The sequence below is a fragment of the Streptomyces monticola genome, from assembly GCF_042665355.1.
Taxonomy (GTDB): Bacteria; Actinomycetota; Actinomycetes; order Streptomycetales; family Streptomycetaceae; genus Streptomyces; species Streptomyces monticola.
Window position 1 is genome coordinate 180,310 of record NZ_JBHTCF010000017.1, and the last position, 19,784, is coordinate 200,093.

Genomic DNA, 19,784 nt, shown 5'->3' on the forward strand with positions numbered 1-19,784 from the left:
ACCGATGCCTTGCGGGGCGTTGGATCAGGTCAGCGCAGGCTCAGCCTGGGGTACGTCGATGCTCTCCAGGAGCGAGTCGCCGTGGTGAGAAGCGGCAGCAGTAGCCAGCGCGTCATTCTCGGCCTGGATTCGTACGAGCTCTGATTCCAGGTCCTGGACGCGCTGCTGGAGCCGTCGCATCTCGGCGAGGAGTCGCGGGTCGGAGCCGCCGACGTAACCGAGAAGCGCCTTTGCCATGATGGATGGTCCTCCACACTGAGTGACCGACCGAAGTGGTGTGGGTCGTGAGGGAAGCACCCGCGGTGAATGGCACTGGTTGTTCTTACTGCCGTTCCCACATGCCAAACAGCTAGGGTGCGCGGGGACTTCCAGAGTCTCACCAAAATGTTTGACGGTCAACACGATCACGCCCCGTATTGGCGGGCAAACCCGGGGCGCGCGGCTGTCGAACCAGCGGCGCGGCTACTCTGCGGGGCCCTTGAGGCGTGGAGATCATCCTTCCTTGCGCAGCCTGGCACGGCAAGCCCTTATTGGCAACCACCAGGTCGTTCCTGCCCAGCACAGTTGCCTCCGGCATCTGCCGAAGGCCCGCGGCGCGGTCCGGGCGATGCGAACCGGGTCCGGCCTCAGCGGATGGCGAACCCGTCATAGATCCCGCGAGGGGTGTCCCAGATCTCAGTGACACCGTCGACCCTGCCGGGTGTGTCGCCCTCGCGCAGCCAGTTCAGGAGCTTCTCGCAGCCGGCGCGCGTTCCCTCGGCGACGACCTGGACGCGGCCGTCGGCCAGATTGAGCGCGAATCCACTGATGCCGCCGAGCTCGAGAGCCTTCGCCCTGGTGAACCAGCGGAAGCCCACTCCCTGTACATGGCCGCGCACCCAGGCGGTGAGCCGTACCTCTTCGTTCATGTGGGAAAGCTAACCGGCCAATTGCTCTGGAGGCACTTCGCCCCCTCCTGTCATCGCGTACAGTCGCGAAAGATGAGCCTCACCCGTTCGGGTGAAGCACGTTGACCGTAGGAACCAGGAAGGCCAGAGATGGGACGCCACCGACGCGTCGGCGCCGAGGGCGCCGCCGATGAGCAGCACCCGGCGGGCCCCGCAACTTCGCGCGGCGCCCGATCACACCGCCGCATGAAGCGCGCGTCGACACCGGTGCGCACCGGCCTGCTCGGCGCCTCCGCGGCCGTGGCCATGGGCGCCGTGGCCGTCGCGTCCGGCCTGATCCCCGGCACCGACAACTACTCGGGCGGCAAGGACGCCGGCAAGGTGCAGTCCGCCGGCAGCCCCACCGAGCTGCAGACCCAGAGCGAGGCGTCGAAGTCCCCGGACCGCGAGGAGAGCGCCGCGAGCCGCGACTCCGCGCGCCCCGAGCCGTCCTCCTCCGCCCCGTCCCGCTCCGCCGAGCCCTCCGAGTCGCCGACGCCGGAGAAGTCATCGGCGAGCTCCGCGCCGGACAAGGCGAAGGGCGACGGGAACGACGCTGACAAGGACACCGGCAAGACCGAGTCCGCGAAGCCCGAGAAGCCCGCCGCGCCCCAGTCGCCCGACACCGCGAAGGCCGCGGAGGCCGAGGTGCTCTCCCTGGTCAACCAGGAGCGGATCAAGGCAGGCTGCGGCCCGGTGCGCCAGGACGGCGACCTGGCCGAGCTGGCCGGCGACTTCAGCAAGGACATGGCCGCGCGCGGCTTCTTCGACCACACCGACCCCGACGGCGACACCCCCTGGGACCGCGCCGACAAGGCCGGCATTACGAACCTCGGCGGCGAGAACATAGCCAGGGGCCAGGCCAACGCCCAGTCCGTGATGGATTCCTGGATGAAGAGCCCGGGCCACCGCGCGAACATCCTCAACTGCGACTACAAAACCCTCGGCGTCGGCGCCCACTTCGCGTCCGGCGGCCCGTGGTGGACGCAGGACTTCGGCTTCTGAGCGGCTGGGCCCCACAGCGCGTTCAGGCCCGTGCCTTCACCGGTCGCGGCGGGCGCTGGCAGCGGGGGCAGAAGTAGCTGGAGCGGTTCATCCACGGGCGTCTGCGCATCGGGGTGCCGCAGCGGCGGCAGGGCTCGTCCTCACGGCCGTACGCGTCCAGGGACCGGTCGAAGTATCCGCTCTCGCCGTTCACATTCACGTAGAGACTGTCGAAGCTGGTGCCGCCCACGGCGAGCGCCGCGTTCATGACGTCCCGGACATGGCCGAGGAGTTCCGTCGTGCGGGGGCGGGTGAAGGTGGCGGTGGGGCGTTCGTAGTGCAGCCTGGCGCGCCACAGCGCCTCGTCCGCGTAGATATTGCCGACTCCGCTGATCAGTGACTGGTTGAGCAGGGCCCGCTTGATGGTGCTGCGGCTGCGGCGCAGGCCCTGGTGGAAGGCCTCTTCGTCGAAGGCGGGGTCGAGCGGGTCGCGGGCGATATGCGCGATGACCTCGGGCAGGCCGTCCGGTGCGGTGCCGTGCAGGGAAAGGCCGCCGAAGGTGCGCTGGTCCACGAAGCGCAGCTCCGTCCCCTGTGCGTCGTCGAAGCGGACACGGATCCGCAGATGCTTCTCGTCCGGGGCGTCGGCGGGCTGCACCAGGAGCTGGCCGCTCATGCCGAGGTGGGCCAGGACCGCGGCCGGGGAGTCGGCGAGCGGCAGCCACAGATACTTGCCGCGACGCTGGGCGAGCCCGATCCGGTGCCCCTTGAGACCGGCCGCGAAGTCGGCGCCGCCGGCGAGATGACGGCGTACGGCCCGCGGGTGCAGGACATCGACACCGCTGACGACGCGGCCGCTGATCCAGCGTTCGAGGCCGCGGCGGACGACTTCTACTTCGGGCAGCTCGGGCACGGGTCCTCCCCCGGTACATGGGTTGCTGCAACGCGACGGTCCGCCCCGCGCGTGGCGGGACGGACCGTCGTAGAGCCTTCTTGGAAGCGGCGGACTCAGGCCGTGGCCGTGTCGGGGGCGCTGTCAGCGGTTGCCCCTTCGGCCTCTGCCTTGGCTCGCTCGGCCCGCTCGTCGGCGGCTGCGCGGATCGCGCGCCAAGCGGACTCGGCGGCCTGCTGTTCCGCCTCCTTCTTGCTGCGGCCGGTGCCGGTGCCGTACGAGACGCCTCCGACGCGGGCAGCAGCAGTGAAGGTCTTCTCGTGGTCCGGGCCGGTCTCCGTGACCAGGTACTCGGGTACGCCGAGCCCTTCGGTCGCGGTGAGTTCCTGGAGGCTGGTCTTCCAGTCCAGGCCGGCACCGAGGTTGGAGGATTTCTCGATCAGCGGGTCGAAGAGACGGTGCACCAGCTCGGATGCCGCCTCGAGGCCCTGGTCGAGATAGACCGCGCCGATCACCGCTTCAAGGGTGTCGGCGAGGATGGATGCCTTGTCCCGGCCGCCCGTGCCTTCTTCGCCCCGGCCGAGCCGGATGAAGGCGCCGAGGTCGAGGCCGCGGCCCACCTCCGCAAGCGCACGCGAATTGACCACCGCGGCCCGCAGCTTGGCCAGTTGGCCTTCGGGCAGATCGGGGTGGGTGCGATACAGCGTGTCCGTGACGACCAGGCCGAGCACGGAGTCCCCGAGGAACTCCAGGCGCTCGTTGGTCGGCAGACCGCCGTTCTCGTACGCGTAGGAACGGTGGGTCAGTGCACGCACCAGAAGGGCGGACTCGAGTTTGTACCCGAGCCGCCCTTCCAGAAGCGTGTGGGACGAGGCCGTGTTCTCCGCCTGCTTTTTGGCGTGTTCCGCCTTGGCGTCAGACATCGTGCCTCTCACCAGCCGCTCAGACCTCGAGGACCTGGCGCTTGTTGTAGGTGCCGCAAGCGGGGCACGCGATGTGCTGCTGCTTGGGCTCCTGGCAACGCTCACACGAAACCAGGGTGGGGACCGCAGCCTTCCACTGCGACCGGCGGTGGCGCGTGTTGCTGCGCGACATCTTCCGCTTCGGAACAGCCACGGCTACTTCTCCTGCTTCTCGTCGACGCCCGCTTCCGCTTCGGCGCCGCTCATCTCGTCCTTCTCGCCGTCCTGGAGCGAACCGGCGAGTCCCTGCAATGCCGCCCAACGGATGTCGACGGCGTCATGGTGGTGGTCCGGGTCGTCCGCGAGCCGCGCTCCGCACTGGGAGCACAGACCCGGGCAGTCGTCCTGGCACACCGGCTGCATGGGCAGTGCGAGCACCACCGCATCCCGCAGCACGGGCTCGAGGTCGAACATGCCGTCCTCGAGGGGAATCATGTCCTCGTCCTCGGCGTCGTCGCCGGGTTCCGCCTGCTTGCTGCGGCCCCGGTCATCGGCGTCAGGGTACGAGAACATCTCCTGGAAGTCCGCTTCGAGCTCTCGCTCGAGCGGCTCCAGACACCTTACGCACTCCCCCTCGACCCGCGCACGGGCGGTGCCTGTGACAAGCACCCCTTCCATGACCGACTCGAGCCGCAGATCAAGGTCGACCGAAGCGCCGCCAGGCACTCCGATGACATCCTTGATCCCGAAGACAGCGTCTCCGGAAGGCGCCTCGATCGTGCGGGTCAGCCGCTGGAGCGCACCAGGACGCCGACCCAGCTCATGTGTGTCGAACACGAGCGGGTTGCGGTGGTCAAGGCGGGCGTTCAGGGCTTTTCCTGCTTTCGATCATCGAAGTCGTGGGGAGACTGACCTCGCTTTGAAGCGGACAGCCTTGATCGCGGGCGTACGCGCGACCGAAGAGCCAGGATACTGGACCTTTCGCTGTCGGCCCAATCCGGTCTCTTACCGCTGGCCAGAAGCGGTCCGTGAGCCGGGCGGCGAGTCAGTGACCTTGCCCGCGGCCCTGCTCGTACTGGCGCAGCTGGTCGACGCTGATCATGCTCGTATCGAAGAGGCTGGTCTCGTCGAGCGCCGCGGCCTGATCGGCCTGCCCGCCGGCGCCCCCCTGCTGCTGCGCGACGTCGCCGTACCCGCCCTGCCCCTGCTGCGGGTATCCCTGCTGCTGATACGCGTACGGGTCCTGCTGCTGATAGGCGTACGGGTCGTGCTGCGCGTACTGCTGCTGCGGCTGCTGTTGCTGGTAGGCGTACGGGTCGTGCTGCTGGTACGCGTACGGGTCCTGCTGGGCCTGCTGCGCGTACTGGGGCTGCGCCGGGACGGCCGCCGCCACCGCCGGGGCCTGCTGCTGCGAGTGTGACTGCGACTGGGGCGAAGGCTGCTGCTGCGGCTCGGCCAGGTCGGCGAGGTAGTCCGAGTCGCTGGTGAGCTGCTGGTGGCCCTGCTCGTCGGCCGACCCGAGCAGGCTCAGGTCGTCGGTGGCGATCCGGCCCTGCAGCTTCTGGCGGCCGCGGCCCACCGCCTCCAGGGTCTTGGACAGGACGGCCTCGAAGGAGCCGAGCTTGACGTCCACGTACTCGTCGGCACGCAGGCGCTGGGTCTCGGGGTCGTGGCTGCGCTCGGGGGCCTCGGTGAAGTCCGGGTCCTCATAACCCTGCGCGTCCAGGCCCTGGCCGGTGCCGAGGAGCTTCTCGCGGCCACGGCCGACCGAGCCGAGGGTCTTGGTGAGGACGACCTCGAAGTTGGCGAGCTTGGAGTCGACGTATTCGTCGGCCTCCTGACGGATCTCGTCGGCCTCCTGGCGGGCCTTGGCCAGAATGCGTTCGGCCTCGTCCTGGGACTGGCGGGCGACCGCGGTGTCCGAGATCAGCGAGCCACGCTCGGCGCGGGCGGAGTCGATGATGCGCTCCGCCTCCTGGCGGGCCTGCTCGACGAGCTGCTCGCGGCCGCCGATGAGCTCCTGGGCCTGGGCGAGGGAGCCGGGCAGGGCTTGGCGTACCTCTTCGAGCCGCGAGAGCAGCTCGGCGCGGTTGACCACGCACGAGGCCGACATCGGCATGGACCTGGCGCCCATGACCGCCTCGACGATCTCGTCCAGCTTCTTCTGCACGTCCACCGTGTGCTCGCCACTCTCTGCCTGGTTGGGAGACGGACAAGGCGACTGTAAGGGCAGCGGGTGCCCCGCCGACACCAGGTGACGGCCCGTCAGCTGTAGCGGGCTTGTTCGGCCCGGTCAGGCCTCCTTGGACAGGCGCTCGGTCAGCGCCTGGAGAACGGGCGCCGGGACGAGATGGGCGACGTCGCCGCCCCAGGCCGCCACTTCCTTCACCAGGGAGGAGGAGAGGAAGCTGTAGGTGGGGTTGGTGGGGACGAAGAGGGTCTCCACGCCCGAGAGGCCGTTGTTCATCTGGGCCATCTGCAGTTCGTAGTCGAAGTCGCTGACGGCGCGCAGGCCCTTGACGATGGCCGGGATGTCACGCTGCTTGCAGAAGTCGACCAACAGGCCGTGGAAGGCCTCCACTTCGACGTTGCCGAACTCGGCGGTGACCTGGCGGATCAGCTCGATCCGCTCGTCGACCTCGAAGAGACCCTTCTTGGATTGATTGATCATCACCGCGACATGGACCACGTCGTAGAGCTTGGAGGCGCGGGCGATGATGTCGAGGTGTCCGTTGGTGATGGGGTCGAACGACCCCGGACAGACGGCGCGGCGCAACTTGAGTCCCTCGCTCTCGGGTCCTGACGGTGCGGTCATGAGGTGCTTTCCTCGCTGGTCGAGGCGGCGCGACCGTACCAAAATGTGCCCTCGCCATAACGTCGGGACTTGAGCCCCTCAAAGCCGTCCGGCCAGTCGAATACGCCGCCTCTGGTGCTGCGCTCCACGGTGACGAGGGCTTCGCCCGCGAGCCAGCCTTGGGTGCGGAGTGTGAGCAGGATCTCTCGAAGATCGTCGTCGCTCACGGCGTAGGGAGGGTCGAGAAACACCAGGTCGTACGGGTCTTGGGGGGCCGCGCCCGCGATGATCGCCGCTGCCTTGCCGGAGCGGACCTCGGCGCCCGGCAGACCGAGCACGCGGACGTTGTCCCTGATCGTGCGGACCGCTCGGGCGTCGGCCTCGACGAGCAGGGTGTGCCCGGCACCCCTGGACAGGGCCTCGAGGCCGACGGCACCGGAACCCGCGTACAGGTCGAGTACCCGCTCGCCCTCCAGCGGGCCGCCGAGGAGCGACTGCCAGGTGGAGAACAGGCCCTCGCGTGCCCGGTCGGAGGTGGGGCGGGTGCCGGTCCCCGGTGGTACGGCCAGGCGGCGTCCGCCGGCACGACCGGCGATCACGCGGGTCATCTGCGTCTGCGTCCTTCGGGCTGAGGGTGCGGTCACCCCACGATATGGGGTGCGCCTGGTGAAGGCCCGTCCGGATGGGGGTCGGCCGGGAATTGCGGCCGCTGTCAGGTGAGGCCGTCGGGTGGGTGGGGTCTGTCGGGTGATGTCTGTCCGGTGAGGCCGTCGGGTGGTGTCTGTCCGGTGAGGCCGTCGGGTGGGGGCGTCAGGTGGGGTCCTGTTCCTCGACGGTGCCGAGGAGCGCCGGGGATGCGTAACGCGACCAGGACAGGCAGCCGTCCGGCGGGCAGTACTCCGGGCGGCGGGGGTCGTGGCCGAGCTCGCGCAGCTTCGTGCGGACCGAGTCCGGGGTGCGGCCGAAGCGGGCCGCTATCCGGGCGACCGTCTCGCCCGCGTGGAAGCGGCGGGCCAGGTCCTCCTCGTGCTGCGGCACCCAGGGTGCGCCGTGGCCGGGGAACAGCTCGCGCAGTACGTCGCGGTCGGGGATCGGCTCGGCGACATCCGCCACCAGGGCGAGGGCGCGCAGAGCGCGGTTGAGGGCGATGCGCAGCGGTGGGACTTCGGCGAGCGGCAGGGTGAGGGCGCCAGAGGCAAGGAGCGTCTCCGGGGTGTCCTCGCGCCAGCCGGTGAGGGTGAGCGTGACGGTGGTGTCGTCCTCGCTGACGAGCTCGATGCGGAACACCTTGTCGCCGAGCGGGAGTTCATTGAGATGCCGGAATGCCATGGAGTGCCCCTAGGTCCAAGGCCGGTGCCGGAGCTGCCCGGTGGAGTTTCCGGAGCTGTCCGGCGGGTGCTTCCAGTCTCGCAGCGGGCACTGACATTCCGGGCCCCGCGCAGGCGCCCTCAGCCCTTCTCCAGATACTCCTCCCGGTCCTTGTCGAGCAGCGCGTCAAGGGCGGTGCGCAGGGCGGGCAGGTCATCGAGGTCCGGGTCCGCGCTGACGATCGCCACCGCCTCCTCGCGGGCCTCGGCGATGACCTCCTCGTCCTCGATGACGGCGAGCACCCGCAGCGAGGACCGCACTCCGGACTGGGCCTGGCCCAACACATCGCCCTCGCGGCGCTGTTCGAGGTCGATACGGGAGAGCTCGAAACCGTCCAGGGTGGCGGCCACCGCGCCGAGCCGGGCCCGCGCGGGGCTGGCCTCCGGCATCTCGGACACCAGGAGGCACAGGCCGGGGGCCGAGCCACGGCCGACGCGGCCGCGCAGCTGGTGCAGCTGGGAGACACCGAAGCGGTCGGCGTCCATGATCACCATCGCGGTCGCGTTCGGTACGTTCACCCCCACCTCGATGACCGTCGTCGCCACCAGGACATCCACCTCGCCCGCGGCGAAGCGGCGCATCACGTCGTCCTTGTCGTCGGGCGCCATACGGCCGTGCAGGACCTCGACGCGCAGGCCGCGCAGGGGGCCCGCGGTCAGCTGCTCGGCGACCTCGACGACGGCGAGCGGGGGACGCTTCTCCGCCTCGTCCTCGGCGGACTTCTTCTTGGCCGCGGCCTTGTCGTCGAGGTCGTCGCCGATGCGGGGGCACACCACGTACGCCTGGTGGCCGTTCTCCACCTCCTCGCGGACGCGCTCCCAGGCGCGGGCCAGGAAGTGCGGCTTGTCCGCGGCCGGGACGACATGGGTGGCGATCGGCGAGCGCCCGGCGGGGAGTTGGTCGAGGACCGAGGTCTCCAGGTCGCCGAAGACCGTCATGGCGACCGTGCGCGGAATGGGGGTCGCGGTCATGACCAGCAGGTGCGGCGGCTGCTTGCCCTTGCCGCGCAAAGCGTCGCGCTGCTCCACGCCGAAGCGGTGCTGCTCGTCCACGACGACCAGGCCCAGGTCGTGGAACTGCACCTTGTCCTCGATCAGCGCGTGGGTGCCGATGACGATGCCGGCCTCTCCCGTGACCAGATCGAGCAGCGCCTGGCGGCGGGCGGCGGCGCCCATCGAGCCGGTGAGCAGCACCACTTTGGTGGCGTGCTCGGAGCCGCCGAGCATTCCGCCCTCGGCCAGCTCGCCCATCATTTCGGTGACCGAGCGGTGGTGCTGCTGGGCGAGGACCTCGGTGGGGGCGAGCATCGCGGCCTGTCCGCCCGCGTCCACGACGGCGAGCATGGCGCGCAGCGCGACCATCGTCTTTCCGGAACCGACCTCTCCCTGCAGCAGACGGTGCATGGGGTGCTCGGTGGCCAGGTCGTCGAAGATCTCCTTGGAGACGCGCTGCTGGCCCTCGGTGAGGGTGAAGGGCAGCTTGGCGTCGAACGCGTCGAGGAGGCCGCCGGGCACGGGCCTGCGGGCCACGGCGGGCAGCTGGGTGTCGGCGAACCGGCGCCTGGCGAGGGCGACTTGGAGGACGAAGGCCTCGTCCCACTTCAGGCGGTCCTTGGCAGCGGCGATGTCCGCCTTGGTGTGCGGCCGGTGGATCTTCAGCAGGGCCTCGGGGAGCGGGACGAGCCCGCGGCCCTCGCGGAGCGCCGGCGGCAGCGGGTCGACGGCGTCCTGGGCGCTGGGCAGCACCGCGTCCACGGCCTTGGCGATCTTCCAGGACTCCAGCTTGGCGGTGGCCGGGTAGATCGGGATGAGCGCTCCGGCCCAGGCGTCGACGGCGCCTGAGGCGTCTTCGCCGCGCAGCAGTTCATACGCCGGGTGCGCCAGCTGCAGTTTGCGGTTGAACGCGGAGACCTTGCCCGCGAACATCGCGCGCGTGCCGGGCAGCAGGTCCTTGTGTGGCTTGTGGATGCCGCGGCCGAAGAAGACCAGCTGGAGCTGGCCGCTGCCGTCGGTGATGGTGACTTCGAGGCGCTGGCCACGGCCGCCGTTGAACTTCAGGATGCGGGCGCTCGCCACCTGGGCGACCACGGTCACGTGCTCGTCCAGGGGGAGGTCGGCGAGGTGGGTGAGCTCGCCCCGCTCCGCGTACCGCCGGGGGTAGTGGTGCAGGAGGTCGCCGACCGTGTGCAGGTCGAGGTGCTCGGCCATCACCTTCGCGGTGGCGGGGCCGAGCACTTTCTTCAGGGGTTCTTCGAGCGCAGGCACGGGATCCATTGCACACCACGGCGCCGACAGCGGCCCCGTGCCTGTGGAAAACCCGTCCCGTGGCGCCGTGCGGCCGACCGCGCCGGGGCGCCGCTCACTCCACGCCGATGACCGGGGCGCCGCTCACTCCACGCCGATGACCGGGGCGCCGCTCACTCCACGCCGATGAGCAGCAGCGGCGACTGCCGTCCGCCGTGGTAGACGACGGTGTCCACGGCGAGGTGGTGCTCGCGTACGTGCTCTTCGAGGCCGTCGGCGACGGTGTCCGGCACGTCGTCGCCGAGTACCAGCGTGACCATCTCGCCGCCCGCCGCGAGCATCCGGTCCAGGACGGTGGTGGCCGTGGCCGCGACATCGGCGCCGATGACCGCCACGTCGCCGTCGATGAGCCCGAGGACATCGCCGGCCTGGCAGATGCCCGCCATGGTCCAGGACTGCCGCTCGGCGACGGCGAGTTCGGCGTAGCGGGTGGCGCCGGCCGCCGACGTCATGCCGACCACGTCCTCGTCGAAGCGGCGCTCGGGCTCGTGCACGGCGAGCGCCGCGATCCCCTGCACCGCGCAGCGGGTGGGGATGAGCGCGACCCGTACGCCCTCGGTGCGGGCCTGGTCCGCGGCGGCCGCCGCGGTGTGCCGCAGCTCCGCGTCGTTGGGCAGCAGCACCACTTCGCGCGCGTGGGCGCGCCGGATGGCGTCGACCAACTCCCCGCTCGCGGGCGGCTCTCCGGGCCGTGCGAACACGGTGGTGGCCCCCGCATCGGCGTACAGGTCGGCGAGTCCTTCGCCCGGGACGACCGCCACGACGGCGCGCTGGGCCGGCTCGCGCGGGGGCGGGGTGCGGCCCCCGCTGTGCGCGTCCTGCGCCCCGAAGTGCGTGATCCGGATGCGGTACGGACGGCCCGCCTCGACGCCCGCCTCGACCGCGGCGCCCGCGTCGTCGACGTGTACGTGGACGTTCCACAGGCCGTCGCCGCCGACGACGACCAGGGAGTCACCGAGCGCGTCGAGCCGGGTTCGGAGCCGGTCCACGGCGGGGTCGTCGGCCTCGAGCAGGAAGATCACTTCGAAGGCGGGCCCGGTGCCGTCGCCCGTCGCCTCGATGGCAGCGCAGTCCACCGCCTCTGTGTCCGCGTCCTGTGTGTCCGGGCCGGTCGCCGCTCCCCCGGCAGCCGATGCCTGCGGCACGCGCGCGTGCCCGCCCGTTCCGTGCCCGCCGCCCATCGCGTGCCCGGCCGCCGTGCGCACCGGCCGTGGCGCATGTCCGGTCAGCGCCTCGACGAGCGCCCCGAGAACGGCCACGAGCCCCTGTCCTCCGGCGTCGACGACACCCGCGCGCCCCAGGACCGCCAGCTGCCCCGGCGTCGCCTTCAGGGCGGCGCTCGCGCCCTCGTAGGCCGCCGCCGCCACCGCGGCACAGTCGCCGTCCACCGCGTCCCCCGCCTCGGCCGCCGCCGTGGCCACGGTCAGGACGGTGCCCTCGACGGGGTGCGCGACCGCTTGGTAGCCGGACTCGGCGGCCCGGCGCAGGGCGAGCCTGAGCAGGACGCCGCCGTCGCGGTGCGGCTCGGTCCGGCCGTGACCGTCCTCGCCGCCCCCTGGGCTGTGAGTCGCGTCACCTTCGCCCGGCTCCGTCGACTCCCCCAGGGCCGTCGCCGTGGCCATCACCTGGGCCGTGCCGCGCAGCAGCTGCGCCAGGATCGTGCCCGAGTTCCCGCACGCCCCGATGAGGGCGCCGTGCGCCATCGCGCGGACCGCGTCGGCGAGGGAGGGGCCCTCTCCGGAACCCGCCGCCTCATGCCCCGCGAACACCGCCTCCACCGCGCGTGCGGCGGATTCCACGGTCAGATAGAGGTTGGTTCCGGTGTCCCCGTCCGCGACCGGATAGACGTTGATCGCGTCGATTTCCTCGCGGGCCCTCCCGAGCGCGTCAAGCGCCAGTCCGCACCAGGTGCGCACCACCTCGGCGTCGGGTTTCGGCACCGGCTGCCTCCTAGCTGCGGGGTCGTATCGCAGCGTAGTCCCCGGTCGGGGAGGTGCCCGGGGCGGGCCCCTGGCCGGTCATGGTAGTTTCGTTGTACCGAAGCGGCCGTTGTATGCTGCTTCGGTTGGCCCGACGCAATCGGGCAGACATTCCCCTGGCACCGCCACTCAGATCACTGGATCCGGCATGCCGGGTTTAACCGTAAGTGCATCTGAAGTCTTTGGAGTGACCCGTGGCTGCCAACTGCGACGTCTGCGGCAAGGGGCCGGGCTTCGGCAACAACATCTCGCACTCGCACCGCCGTACGCCCCGTCGCTGGAACCCGAACATCCAGCGCGTGCGTGCCGTGGTCGGTGGGACGCCGAAGCGGCTCAACGCCTGCACCTCGTGCATCAAGGCCGGCAAGGTCTCGCGCTGACGCAACGCTTAGCGCGGCCACCTAGCTGGTTGCTTGAGAGCCGGTCCACCTCAGGGTGGGCCGGCTCTTTGCCGTGCCCTCATGGCGTACGTCTCCTCATGGCGTACCGGACGACGTACGCACGCCGCCCGTACCACCCCACCGCTACGCGGGGTACGCCGCCCCTATGGCCACTGCGCGCGAACCCGCGTAACCGCTACCCGCGAAACCGCCAGCCATGATCGACCGGCCCGATGCCGCCGCCGAGCGCGAAGCCCGCGGCGATGGCCCCCGTGACGTACTCCTTGGCGGCCGTCACCGCCGCCGGCACCGTCATGCCCTTGGCGAGCCCGGAGGCGATGGCGCTGGCGAGAGTGCAGCCGGTGCCGTGGGTGTGCCGGTTGTCGTGGCGCGGGGCGCGCAGCCAGTGCTCGGCGGAGCCGTCGGTGAGCAGGTCCACGGCGTCGCCCGCCAGATGACCCCCCTTGATCAGTGCCCACTGCGGGCCGTAGGCGAGCAGCGCCGCCGCCGCACGCCGCATGTCGGACTCCGACTCGACGCGTACGCCGGTGATCTGGGCGACCTCGTCGAGGTTCGGGGTCGCGACCGTGGCGACGGGCAGCAGCTTGGTGCGGACCGAGTCGAGCGCCGAGGCGGCGAGCAGTGAGTCGCCGTGCTTGGACACACCCACCGGATCCACCACGGCGGGCGCTCCCGTACCGGCCAGCAACTCCGCGACGGTCTCGACGAGTTCGGCCGACGAGAGCATTCCGGTCTTGACGGCCTGGACGCCGATGTCGTCGACGACACTGCGGTACTGCGCCCGCACCGCCTCCACCGGAAGCTCCCAAGCGCCTTGTACGCCCAGGGAGTTCTGTGCCGTCACGGCGGTCAGGACGCTCATGCCGTGGGTGCCGAGCGCCAGCATCGTCTTCAGGTCGGCCTGGATGCCCGCGCCGCCGCCGGAGTCGGACCCCGCGACGGTCAGGACACGGGGCGGCGCCGTCGGCCTGCTCACGACTCGATCTCCCCGAAGTGATCCCAGCCGCTCTTGCTGGTCCAGGGTGCGCCGTCCACCGTCACCTGCGGCAGCGCCGAGGGGTTGAGCACTTCGCCGATCACCTTCCAGCGGGCCGGAAGCTTCACGTCCGAGGGGAAAGTGGCGACGATCGCGTGGTCCTCGCCGCCGGTGAGCACCCACTGCAGCGGGTCCACGCCGACGGCCTGACCGATGTCGTTCATCTGCGAGGGGATGTCGATCGAGCCGGACTTGACGTCGATCCGCACCTTGCTGGCCTCGGCGATATGGCCGAGGTCGGCGATCAGTCCGTCGCTGACGTCGGCCATCGCGGTCGCGCCGAGCCCGGCCGCCGCGGGGCCCGCGTGGTACGGCGGCTCCGGCCTGCGGTGCGCCTCGACGAAGGCCCGGGGCGAGCGGAAGCCGCGCGAGAGCACCGCGTGCCCGGCGGCGGACCAGCCCAACCAGCCGGTGTACGCGACGACATCGCCGGGCTGCGCACCGGCGCGCGTCACCGGTTCGTGGTTGCGCAGATCGCCGAGCGCGGTGATGGAGACGGTGATGGTGTCCCCGCGTACGACATCGCCGCCGACCACGGCCGCGCCCGCCACCTGGCATTCGTCGCGCAGGCCGTCCATGAGCTCGCTGGCCCAGGTCACCGGCAGTTCGGCCGGCACCACGAGGCCGAGCAGCAGAGCGGTCGGCACCGCGCCCATGGCGGCGATATCGGCCAGATTCTGCGCGGCTGCCTTGCGTCCCACGTCGTACGCGGTGGACCAGTCGCGGCGGAAGTGCCGTCCCTCAAGGAGGATGTCCGTGCTGGCCACCACTCTGCGGTCGGGTGCCGCCACGACCGCGGCGTCGTCGCCGGGGCCGAGGCGTACCGCCGGAGTGGTGGTGAGCCGGGAGGTGAGCTCCCTGATCAGCCCGAACTCCCCGAGCTCGCCCACGGTGCCCTTCATCGAGTCTCGCCTCTTCCTGTTGTGCCGACTGCCCCAGTGTGCGTGCGGTCGCGGGGCGCCCCGGCCACGGGTACCGTCAACGGATACGTCAACTTCGCTTGCGGCTCCGCCGTGGTGTCTGCGCCACAGGTTCCGCGGGTCTCCCCGCGACGCACGGCGACGCGATACCGTGGCGTCCCTTCTCCCCACATGATCCTCGTGGCCGCCCTGGAGGTTCCGTGGTACAGGCGTACATCCTGATCCAGACCGAGGTAGGCAAGGCATCGGTCGTCGCCGAGCTGATCGGCAAGATCCCGGGAGTGATCCAGGCCGAGGACGTGACCGGTCCCTACGATGTCATCGTGCGCGCCCAGGCGGACACCGTCGATGAGCTCGGCCGCATGGTGGTGGCGAAAGTCCAGCAAGTGGACGGCATCACCCGCACCCTGACCTGCCCGGTCGTGCACTTGTAGCCCCCGTCTACGCTTGGCCGGTGAACTCATACCGTCGCCGGCTCCTCTGTCTGCCCGCCCTCGGCCTGCTCCTGGTGACCATGGGCTGCTCTTCGACGGACGACGAGGGGGCGGTCCCGGTTCCCTCTCCCGACGCCAAGACCGCACAGCTGTGCCAGAACCTGCACAAACAGCTGCCGGAGCGGATCGACGGGCTCGATCGCGAGGACCCGACGCCGCAGTCCGAACTCACCGCGGGATGGGGAGGCTCGGCGATCATACTGCGCTGCGGTGTACCGAAGCCCGCCGCGATGCTCGACCCCAAGGAGTCCACCACCGAGATCAACGGCGTGGCCTGGCTGGTCGAGGAGCAGAAGGACGGCGCGTACCGCTTCACGTCGGGTATGCGCGAGGCGCATGTCGAGATCACCCTCGACCCGGACCAGGCCAAGCAGGGCGCGGGTTCGCTCGTCGACTTCGCGAAGCCGATCAAGGAGACGGTCCCGGAGGGGGTCGCCAGCTAGGTGGCGTACCTCGCTCCCGGCCCGCGCACGAGGAGGGGCCCGGCCGTCCAACGGCCGGGCCCCTCCTCGTAGTTGACGCTTCGGTCGCGGTCGCCCCGGACGTCAGCGAAGGCCCGTGGGGCGGCGCAGCGCCGCCTGCACCAGGCGGTCCACCAGCTCCGCGTAGTCGACGCCGCTCTCCTGCCACATCCGCGGGTACATGGAGATCGGCGTGAAGCCGGGCATCGTGTTGATCTCGTTGATCACGAACTCGCCGTCCTCGGTGAGGAAGAAGTCCGCGCGCACCAGACCCTCGCAGGCCGCCGCCTCGAAGGCCTCGACCGCGAGCCGCTGCACCTCGGCGGTCTGCTCGTCGGTGAGCGGTGCGGGCACGATGCCGGAAGCCGAGTCGATGTACTTGGCCTCGAAGTCGTAGAAGGCGTGGTCGGAGACCGGCGGGATCTCGGCCGGCACGCTCGCGCGCGGCCCGTCCTCGAACTCCAGGACGCCGCACTCGATCTCACGGCCGCGAAGAAGCGCCTCCACGATGACCTTCGGGTCGTGGCGCTGCGCCTCCTCGATGGCGTCCTCCAGGCCGTCCAGGGAGTCGACCTTGGTGATACCGATCGAGGAGCCGGCCCTGGCGGGCTTCACGAACAGCGGCCAGCCGTGCTCACCGGCGAAGTCCACGACCTTCTTGCGGGCGGCGGACGGGTCCGCGGCCCACTCACGGGGCTTGATCACCGTGTACGGGCCGACGGGGAGCCCGAAGGAGGTGAACACCCGCTTCATGTACTCCTTGTCCTGGCCCACCGCGGAGGACAGCACACCCGAGCCGACGTACGGCGTCCCGGACAGCTCGAGCAGCCCCTGCAGGGTGCCGTCCTCGCCGTACGGGCCGTGCAGGACGGGGAAGACCACGTCGACCTCGCCGAGCGCCTTGGGGACGGATCCCGGCTCGGCGTAGACGACCTCGCGGTTGGCGGGGTCGACTGGAAGCACCACGCCGCCCTCCGCGGACTCGGCGAGCTGCGTCACGTCCGGCACCTTGCGGTCGGTGATCGCCATCCGCTCGGGCTCGTCGGCGGTCAGTGCCCAGCGGCCGTCGTGGGTGATGCCGATGGGCAGGACGTCGTACTTGGTGCGGTCGATGGCGCGCAGCACGGCGCCGGCCGTGACGACCGAGATGCCGTGCTCGGAACTGCGTCCGCCGAACACGACGGCCACGCGCGGCTTACGGGATTCCCCTCCTGGCTGGGAGGGGACCGGGCTCTGGGAGGAGGTCTCGCTGCTCATATCGCGTTGAGCGTACCTGTTGGTACGACCCGAGTCAGTGCGTGCACGTCTCCGCGTCAGCGGGTGCGCGGGCGGGCCGCGGTGCCCGCCCGGATCAGCGGCGCTCGGGCTTGGCGCTGCGCGCCATCAGGTCCTTGAGCGCGACCACCGGCGGCTTGCCCTCGTGCACGATGTCCACGACGGTCTCCGTGATGGGCATGTCGACGCCGTGCCTGCGCGCCAGGTCCAGCACGGATTCACAGGACTTGACGCCTTCGGCGGTCTGCTTGGTGACCGCGATGGTCTCCTGCAAGGTCATGCCCTTGCCGAGGTTGGTGCCGAAGGTGTGGTTGCGCGAGAGCGGCGACGAGCAGGTGGCCACCAGGTCGCCGAGGCCCGCGAGTCCGGAGAAGGTCAGCGGGTCGGCGCCCATGACATGGCCGAGCCGGGTGGTCTCGGCGAGGCCGCGGGTGATCAGGGAGCCCTTGGCGTTGTCGCCGAGTCCCATGCCGTCCGCGATGCCGACGGCCAGACCGATCACGTTCTTGACGGCGCCGCCCAGTTCGCAGCCGACGACGTCGGTGTTCGTATACGGCCGGAAGTACGGCGTGTGGCAGGCGGCCTGGAGGCGCTTGGCCACCGACTCGTCCCGGCAGGCGACCACGGCGGCGGCGGGCTGCCTGGCGGCGATCTCACGGGCGAGGTTGGGACCCGTGACGACGGCGATCCGCTCGGCGGGTGCCTTGGTGACGTCCTCGATGACCTCGCTCATCCGCATCGCGGAACCGAGTTCGACGCCCTTCATGAGCGATACGAGGACGGTGTCGGGGGCGAGCAGCGGGGCCCAGGTGCCGAGGTTGCCGCGCAGCGTCTGCGAGGGCACGGCGAGCACCGTGAACTCGGCGCCCTGTGCCGCCTCGGCCGCGTCGGTGGTCGCCCTTACCCGCTCGGGGAGTTCGACGCCCGGCAGGTAGTCGGGGTTGGTACGGGTGGAGTTGACCGCTTCGGCGAGTTCGGGGCGGCGGCCCCACAGGGTCACGTCACAGCCCGCGTCCGCGAGCACCATGGCGAAAGCCGTACCCCAGGAGCCCGTTCCGAAGACGGCTGCCTTCACAGGCGGTGTCACTTGGTGTCCTCCCCGGACGTGCCGGTCGTGTTCTCGCCGGGCGTGCCGGCCGCCGTCACACCGGGCGTACCGGCCGCTGTCGCACCCGGAGTGCCGGCTGTCGTCGTACCGGGGCCGCCGGCCGTGCTGTCCTCGGCCGCGGCGGCGGCCGCGATCTTCTCGCGCGCCTTGCGGCGCTGCTCGATACGTGCCTGGCGTGGATCGTAGGGCGTCGCGGGCGCCTTCTCACCGCGCAGCTCCTCCAGGAGCCGGGTGACCGCGGCCATGATGACTTCCGTTGCCTCCTTGAGGAGTTCGGGCGTCATCTCCTTGTCGTAGAACCGCGTCAGGTCGACCGGTGCACCGGCGAGCACATGGTGCGTCTTGCGCGGGAAGATGTGCGGCTTCTTCGCGTACGGCGGCAGGAGTTCGTTGGCACCCCACTGCGCGACAGGGATCACCGGGCACTTGGTCTGCAGGGCGACGCGGGCGGCACCGGTCTTGGCGGTCATGGGCCACAGATCGGGGTCGCGGGTAAGCGTTCCTTCGGGATAGAACGCCACACATTCACCGCGCTCCACGGCGTCGATGGCGGCGCGGAAGGCGCTGAGCGCGTCGGTGCTCTCGCGGTAGACGGGGATCTGGCCGGTGCCGCGCATCACGGCGCCGACAAATCCGCGCTTGAATAGCCCGTGCTTGGCCAGGAATCGCGGAACTCGTCCAGTGTTGTACTGAAAGTGGGCGTACGCGAATGGGTCGACATGCGAATTGTGGTTCACCGCGGTGATAAATCCGCCGTCGGCCGGAATGTGTTCCATGCCGCGCCAGTCCCGCTTGATGAGTAGCACCAGGGGCGGTTTAGCGATGACCGCCGCCAGGCGGTACCAGAAGCCGATTCTGCGGCGGGACACTCGGACACCTTCCTCTGCTGACCTGACACGCGCTGGTGCGCCGCACAAGTGTCGCCCCAGGTCCCCCGTCTGTCGAGAACACCGTATGCCAACGCGTTGTGCCCGCCCTGCCGGGAGGGCCGTACGCCTGGCACGGCGACAGGTGAGAATGGCCGCGATGCGCACCTACACCGACCGTGGCGCTCCCCCGGCATGGAGCCTGGTCATACCCCTGAAGCCCTTGCTGCGGGCGAAGAGCAGGCTCGCGGACGCCGCCGACGCGGGTCTGCGCCCCTCGCTGGCGCTGGCTTTCGCCCAGGACACGGTGGCCGCGGCGGTCGCCTGCCCGTCGGTGCGGGATGTGGTGGTCGTCACGGACGACGCCCGTGCCGTGCGTGAACTGGGCGCTCTCGGGGCCCGTGCCGTGCGGGACGAACCCGCGGGGGGCTTGAACGCCGCTCTGGCACATGGGGCGCGGGCGGCCCGTGCGCTACGGCCCTCCGGCGCCGTCGCGGCCCTGAATGCGGATCTGCCGGCGCTGCGGTCCGGCGAATTGGCGCGCGTTCTCGATTACGCCGCCGCATTTCCGCGCGCTTTTCTGGCGGATGCCGCCGGAATCGGCACAACGCTCTTGTGCGCCGCTCCGGGAGTGACCCTGGCACCGGGCTTCGGCGGCGCCTCACGAGCCCGTCACAGGGCGTCCGGAGCCGTGGAGCTGGCCCTTTCCGACGTGCCGAGCGTGCGCCGGGACGTGGACACCCTCGACGACCTGGAGGCGGCGCTGTCCCTGGGTGTGGGCCCGTACACCGCCGCGGCCGCCGCACGCGGGCGGCGGGCGGGGCTGCTCAGAAGGTCTGCAGCGTCACCAGAGTGATCCGCCGCTGCGCGTCCGCCCCGGCCGTACCGTCGAGTTCGATGCGCACCCGCTGCCCGGGCCGCAGCAGCCGCAGGCCGCCCGCGTCGAAGGCGGGGGCGTCGAAGGGCACCGGGGTGCCGTCGTCGAGAAGCACACTGCCGCTGCGGGTCTCGGAGTCGTATGTGTACGCGGTCGCCTGCATGCCAGCAGCGTAGCGGCGGTACGCGGGGCACGTTC

23 protein-coding genes are annotated in these 19,784 nt (G+C 70.7%); 5 read left to right on the forward strand and 18 right to left on the reverse strand.

The annotated features are described in order from the left end of the window. Window positions 1-24 precede the first annotated feature (24 nt). Both ACFQVC_RS31865 and ACFQVC_RS31870 read right to left on the reverse strand, forming a co-directional pair. Entirely contained in the window at window positions 25-237 is a 213-nt protein-coding gene (locus tag ACFQVC_RS31865; RefSeq protein ID WP_381837134.1) for a hypothetical protein, read from the reverse strand. Window positions 238-626: 389 nt separating this feature from the next. Further along, window positions 627-908 (reverse strand): acylphosphatase, encoded by a 282-nt coding sequence (locus ACFQVC_RS31870; protein WP_381837136.1) that lies wholly within the window; start codon window positions 906-908, stop codon window positions 627-629. Window positions 909-1,037: 129 nt separating this feature from the next. On the opposite strand from ACFQVC_RS31870, the gene ACFQVC_RS31875 reads away from it, so the two are divergent. Next, window positions 1,038-1,931: a CAP domain-containing protein gene (locus tag ACFQVC_RS31875; RefSeq protein WP_381837138.1), complete on the forward strand. Its 894-nt coding sequence runs from the start codon at window positions 1,038-1,040 to the stop codon at window positions 1,929-1,931. A gap of 22 nt (window positions 1,932-1,953) precedes the next feature. On the opposite strand, the gene mutM is transcribed toward ACFQVC_RS31875, so the two are convergent. From mutM to ACFQVC_RS31925, 10 genes are all read right to left on the reverse strand, one after another. Then, window positions 1,954-2,823, reverse strand: a complete 870-nt coding sequence (gene mutM, locus ACFQVC_RS31880; RefSeq protein WP_381837140.1) for a bifunctional DNA-formamidopyrimidine glycosylase/DNA-(apurinic or apyrimidinic site) lyase — start codon at window positions 2,821-2,823, stop codon at window positions 1,954-1,956. 95 nt (window positions 2,824-2,918) lie between these two features. Beyond that, on the reverse strand, window positions 2,919-3,725 hold the full coding sequence (gene rnc, locus ACFQVC_RS31885; protein ID WP_381837142.1) for a ribonuclease III: 807 nt from the start codon (window positions 3,723-3,725) through the stop codon (window positions 2,919-2,921). Between the two features lie 19 nt (window positions 3,726-3,744). Next, window positions 3,745-3,918: a 50S ribosomal protein L32 gene (rpmF, locus tag ACFQVC_RS31890; protein ID WP_381837144.1), complete on the reverse strand. Its 174-nt coding sequence runs from the start codon at window positions 3,916-3,918 to the stop codon at window positions 3,745-3,747. Window positions 3,919-3,920: 2 nt separating this feature from the next. Beyond that, the gene (locus ACFQVC_RS31895; RefSeq protein WP_381837200.1) at window positions 3,921-4,574 is read right to left on the reverse strand and encodes a YceD family protein; all 654 of its coding nucleotides are present in this window, start codon (window positions 4,572-4,574) and stop codon (window positions 3,921-3,923) included. 175 nt (window positions 4,575-4,749) lie between these two features. Then, window positions 4,750-5,880 carry an ATP synthase F0 subunit B gene (locus ACFQVC_RS31900; protein WP_381837146.1) on the reverse strand — a complete coding sequence of 377 codons (1,131 nt, stop codon included), beginning with the start codon at window positions 5,878-5,880 and terminating at the stop codon, window positions 4,750-4,752. Window positions 5,881-5,997: 117 nt separating this feature from the next. Then, window positions 5,998-6,480, reverse strand: coding sequence for a pantetheine-phosphate adenylyltransferase (coaD, locus tag ACFQVC_RS31905; RefSeq protein WP_381837202.1), 483 nt, complete (start codon window positions 6,478-6,480; stop codon window positions 5,998-6,000). Between the two features lie 35 nt (window positions 6,481-6,515). Next, complete coding sequence (rsmD, locus tag ACFQVC_RS31910; protein WP_381837148.1) at window positions 6,516-7,106, reverse strand: 16S rRNA (guanine(966)-N(2))-methyltransferase RsmD; 591 nt, start codon at window positions 7,104-7,106, stop codon at window positions 6,516-6,518. 202 nt (window positions 7,107-7,308) lie between these two features. After that, entirely contained in the window at window positions 7,309-7,827 is a 519-nt protein-coding gene (locus ACFQVC_RS31915) for a hypothetical protein (RefSeq protein WP_381837150.1), read from the reverse strand. Between the two features lie 119 nt (window positions 7,828-7,946). Continuing rightward, on the reverse strand, window positions 7,947-10,139 hold the full coding sequence (gene recG / locus ACFQVC_RS31920) for an ATP-dependent DNA helicase RecG (RefSeq protein ID WP_381837152.1): 2,193 nt from the start codon (window positions 10,137-10,139) through the stop codon (window positions 7,947-7,949). A 143-nt stretch (window positions 10,140-10,282) separates the two neighbouring features. Beyond that, window positions 10,283-12,142 (reverse strand): DAK2 domain-containing protein, encoded by a 1,860-nt coding sequence (locus ACFQVC_RS31925; protein WP_381837204.1) that lies wholly within the window; start codon window positions 12,140-12,142, stop codon window positions 10,283-10,285. 200 nt (window positions 12,143-12,342) lie between these two features. On the opposite strand from ACFQVC_RS31925, the gene rpmB reads away from it, so the two are divergent. Continuing rightward, a complete protein-coding gene (gene rpmB, locus ACFQVC_RS31930; RefSeq protein WP_030195073.1) occupies window positions 12,343-12,528 on the forward strand; it encodes a 50S ribosomal protein L28 in 186 nt (61 codons plus the stop codon). 196 nt (window positions 12,529-12,724) lie between these two features. Here the strand turns inward: rpmB and thiD are convergent, their stop codons facing one another. Both thiD and ACFQVC_RS31940 read right to left on the reverse strand, forming a co-directional pair. After that, a complete protein-coding gene (thiD, locus tag ACFQVC_RS31935; RefSeq protein ID WP_381837154.1) occupies window positions 12,725-13,525 on the reverse strand; it encodes a bifunctional hydroxymethylpyrimidine kinase/phosphomethylpyrimidine kinase in 801 nt (266 codons plus the stop codon). Beyond that, a complete protein-coding gene (locus ACFQVC_RS31940) occupies window positions 13,522-14,487 on the reverse strand; it encodes a thiamine-phosphate kinase (protein WP_381837156.1) in 966 nt (321 codons plus the stop codon). The genes thiD and ACFQVC_RS31940 overlap by 4 nt, the downstream gene beginning before the upstream one ends. A gap of 218 nt (window positions 14,488-14,705) precedes the next feature. Here ACFQVC_RS31940 and ACFQVC_RS31945 point away from each other — a divergent pair, with 218 nt between their 5' ends. Further along, window positions 14,706-14,939 carry an Lrp/AsnC family transcriptional regulator gene (locus tag ACFQVC_RS31945; RefSeq protein ID WP_161694282.1) on the forward strand — a complete coding sequence of 78 codons (234 nt, stop codon included), beginning with the start codon at window positions 14,706-14,708 and terminating at the stop codon, window positions 14,937-14,939. 20 nt (window positions 14,940-14,959) lie between these two features. After that, window positions 14,960-15,442, forward strand: coding sequence for a DUF3515 domain-containing protein (locus ACFQVC_RS31950; protein WP_381837158.1), 483 nt, complete (start codon window positions 14,960-14,962; stop codon window positions 15,440-15,442). A 102-nt stretch (window positions 15,443-15,544) separates the two neighbouring features. On the opposite strand, the gene ACFQVC_RS31955 is transcribed toward ACFQVC_RS31950, so the two are convergent. The 3 genes from ACFQVC_RS31955 to ACFQVC_RS31965 form a co-directional block, all read right to left on the reverse strand. Further along, on the reverse strand, window positions 15,545-16,717 hold the full coding sequence (locus tag ACFQVC_RS31955) for a D-alanine--D-alanine ligase family protein (RefSeq protein WP_381837160.1): 1,173 nt from the start codon (window positions 16,715-16,717) through the stop codon (window positions 15,545-15,547). 94 nt (window positions 16,718-16,811) lie between these two features. Continuing rightward, entirely contained in the window at window positions 16,812-17,822 is a 1,011-nt protein-coding gene (locus tag ACFQVC_RS31960) for an NAD(P)H-dependent glycerol-3-phosphate dehydrogenase (protein ID WP_381837162.1), read from the reverse strand. Further along, complete coding sequence (locus tag ACFQVC_RS31965) at window positions 17,819-18,712, reverse strand: lysophospholipid acyltransferase family protein (protein WP_381837164.1); 894 nt, start codon at window positions 18,710-18,712, stop codon at window positions 17,819-17,821. Before ACFQVC_RS31965 ends, ACFQVC_RS31960 begins: the two co-directional genes overlap by 4 nt. Before the next feature lie 148 nt (window positions 18,713-18,860). On the opposite strand from ACFQVC_RS31965, the gene cofC reads away from it, so the two are divergent. Beyond that, a complete protein-coding gene (cofC, locus tag ACFQVC_RS31970) occupies window positions 18,861-19,565 on the forward strand; it encodes a 2-phospho-L-lactate guanylyltransferase (RefSeq protein ID WP_381837166.1) in 705 nt (234 codons plus the stop codon). Here cofC and ACFQVC_RS31975 read toward each other — a convergent pair. After that, a complete protein-coding gene (locus ACFQVC_RS31975; protein WP_381837168.1) occupies window positions 19,537-19,749 on the reverse strand; it encodes a hypothetical protein in 213 nt (70 codons plus the stop codon). The genes cofC and ACFQVC_RS31975 overlap by 29 nt on opposite strands. Window positions 19,750-19,784 lie beyond the last annotated feature (35 nt).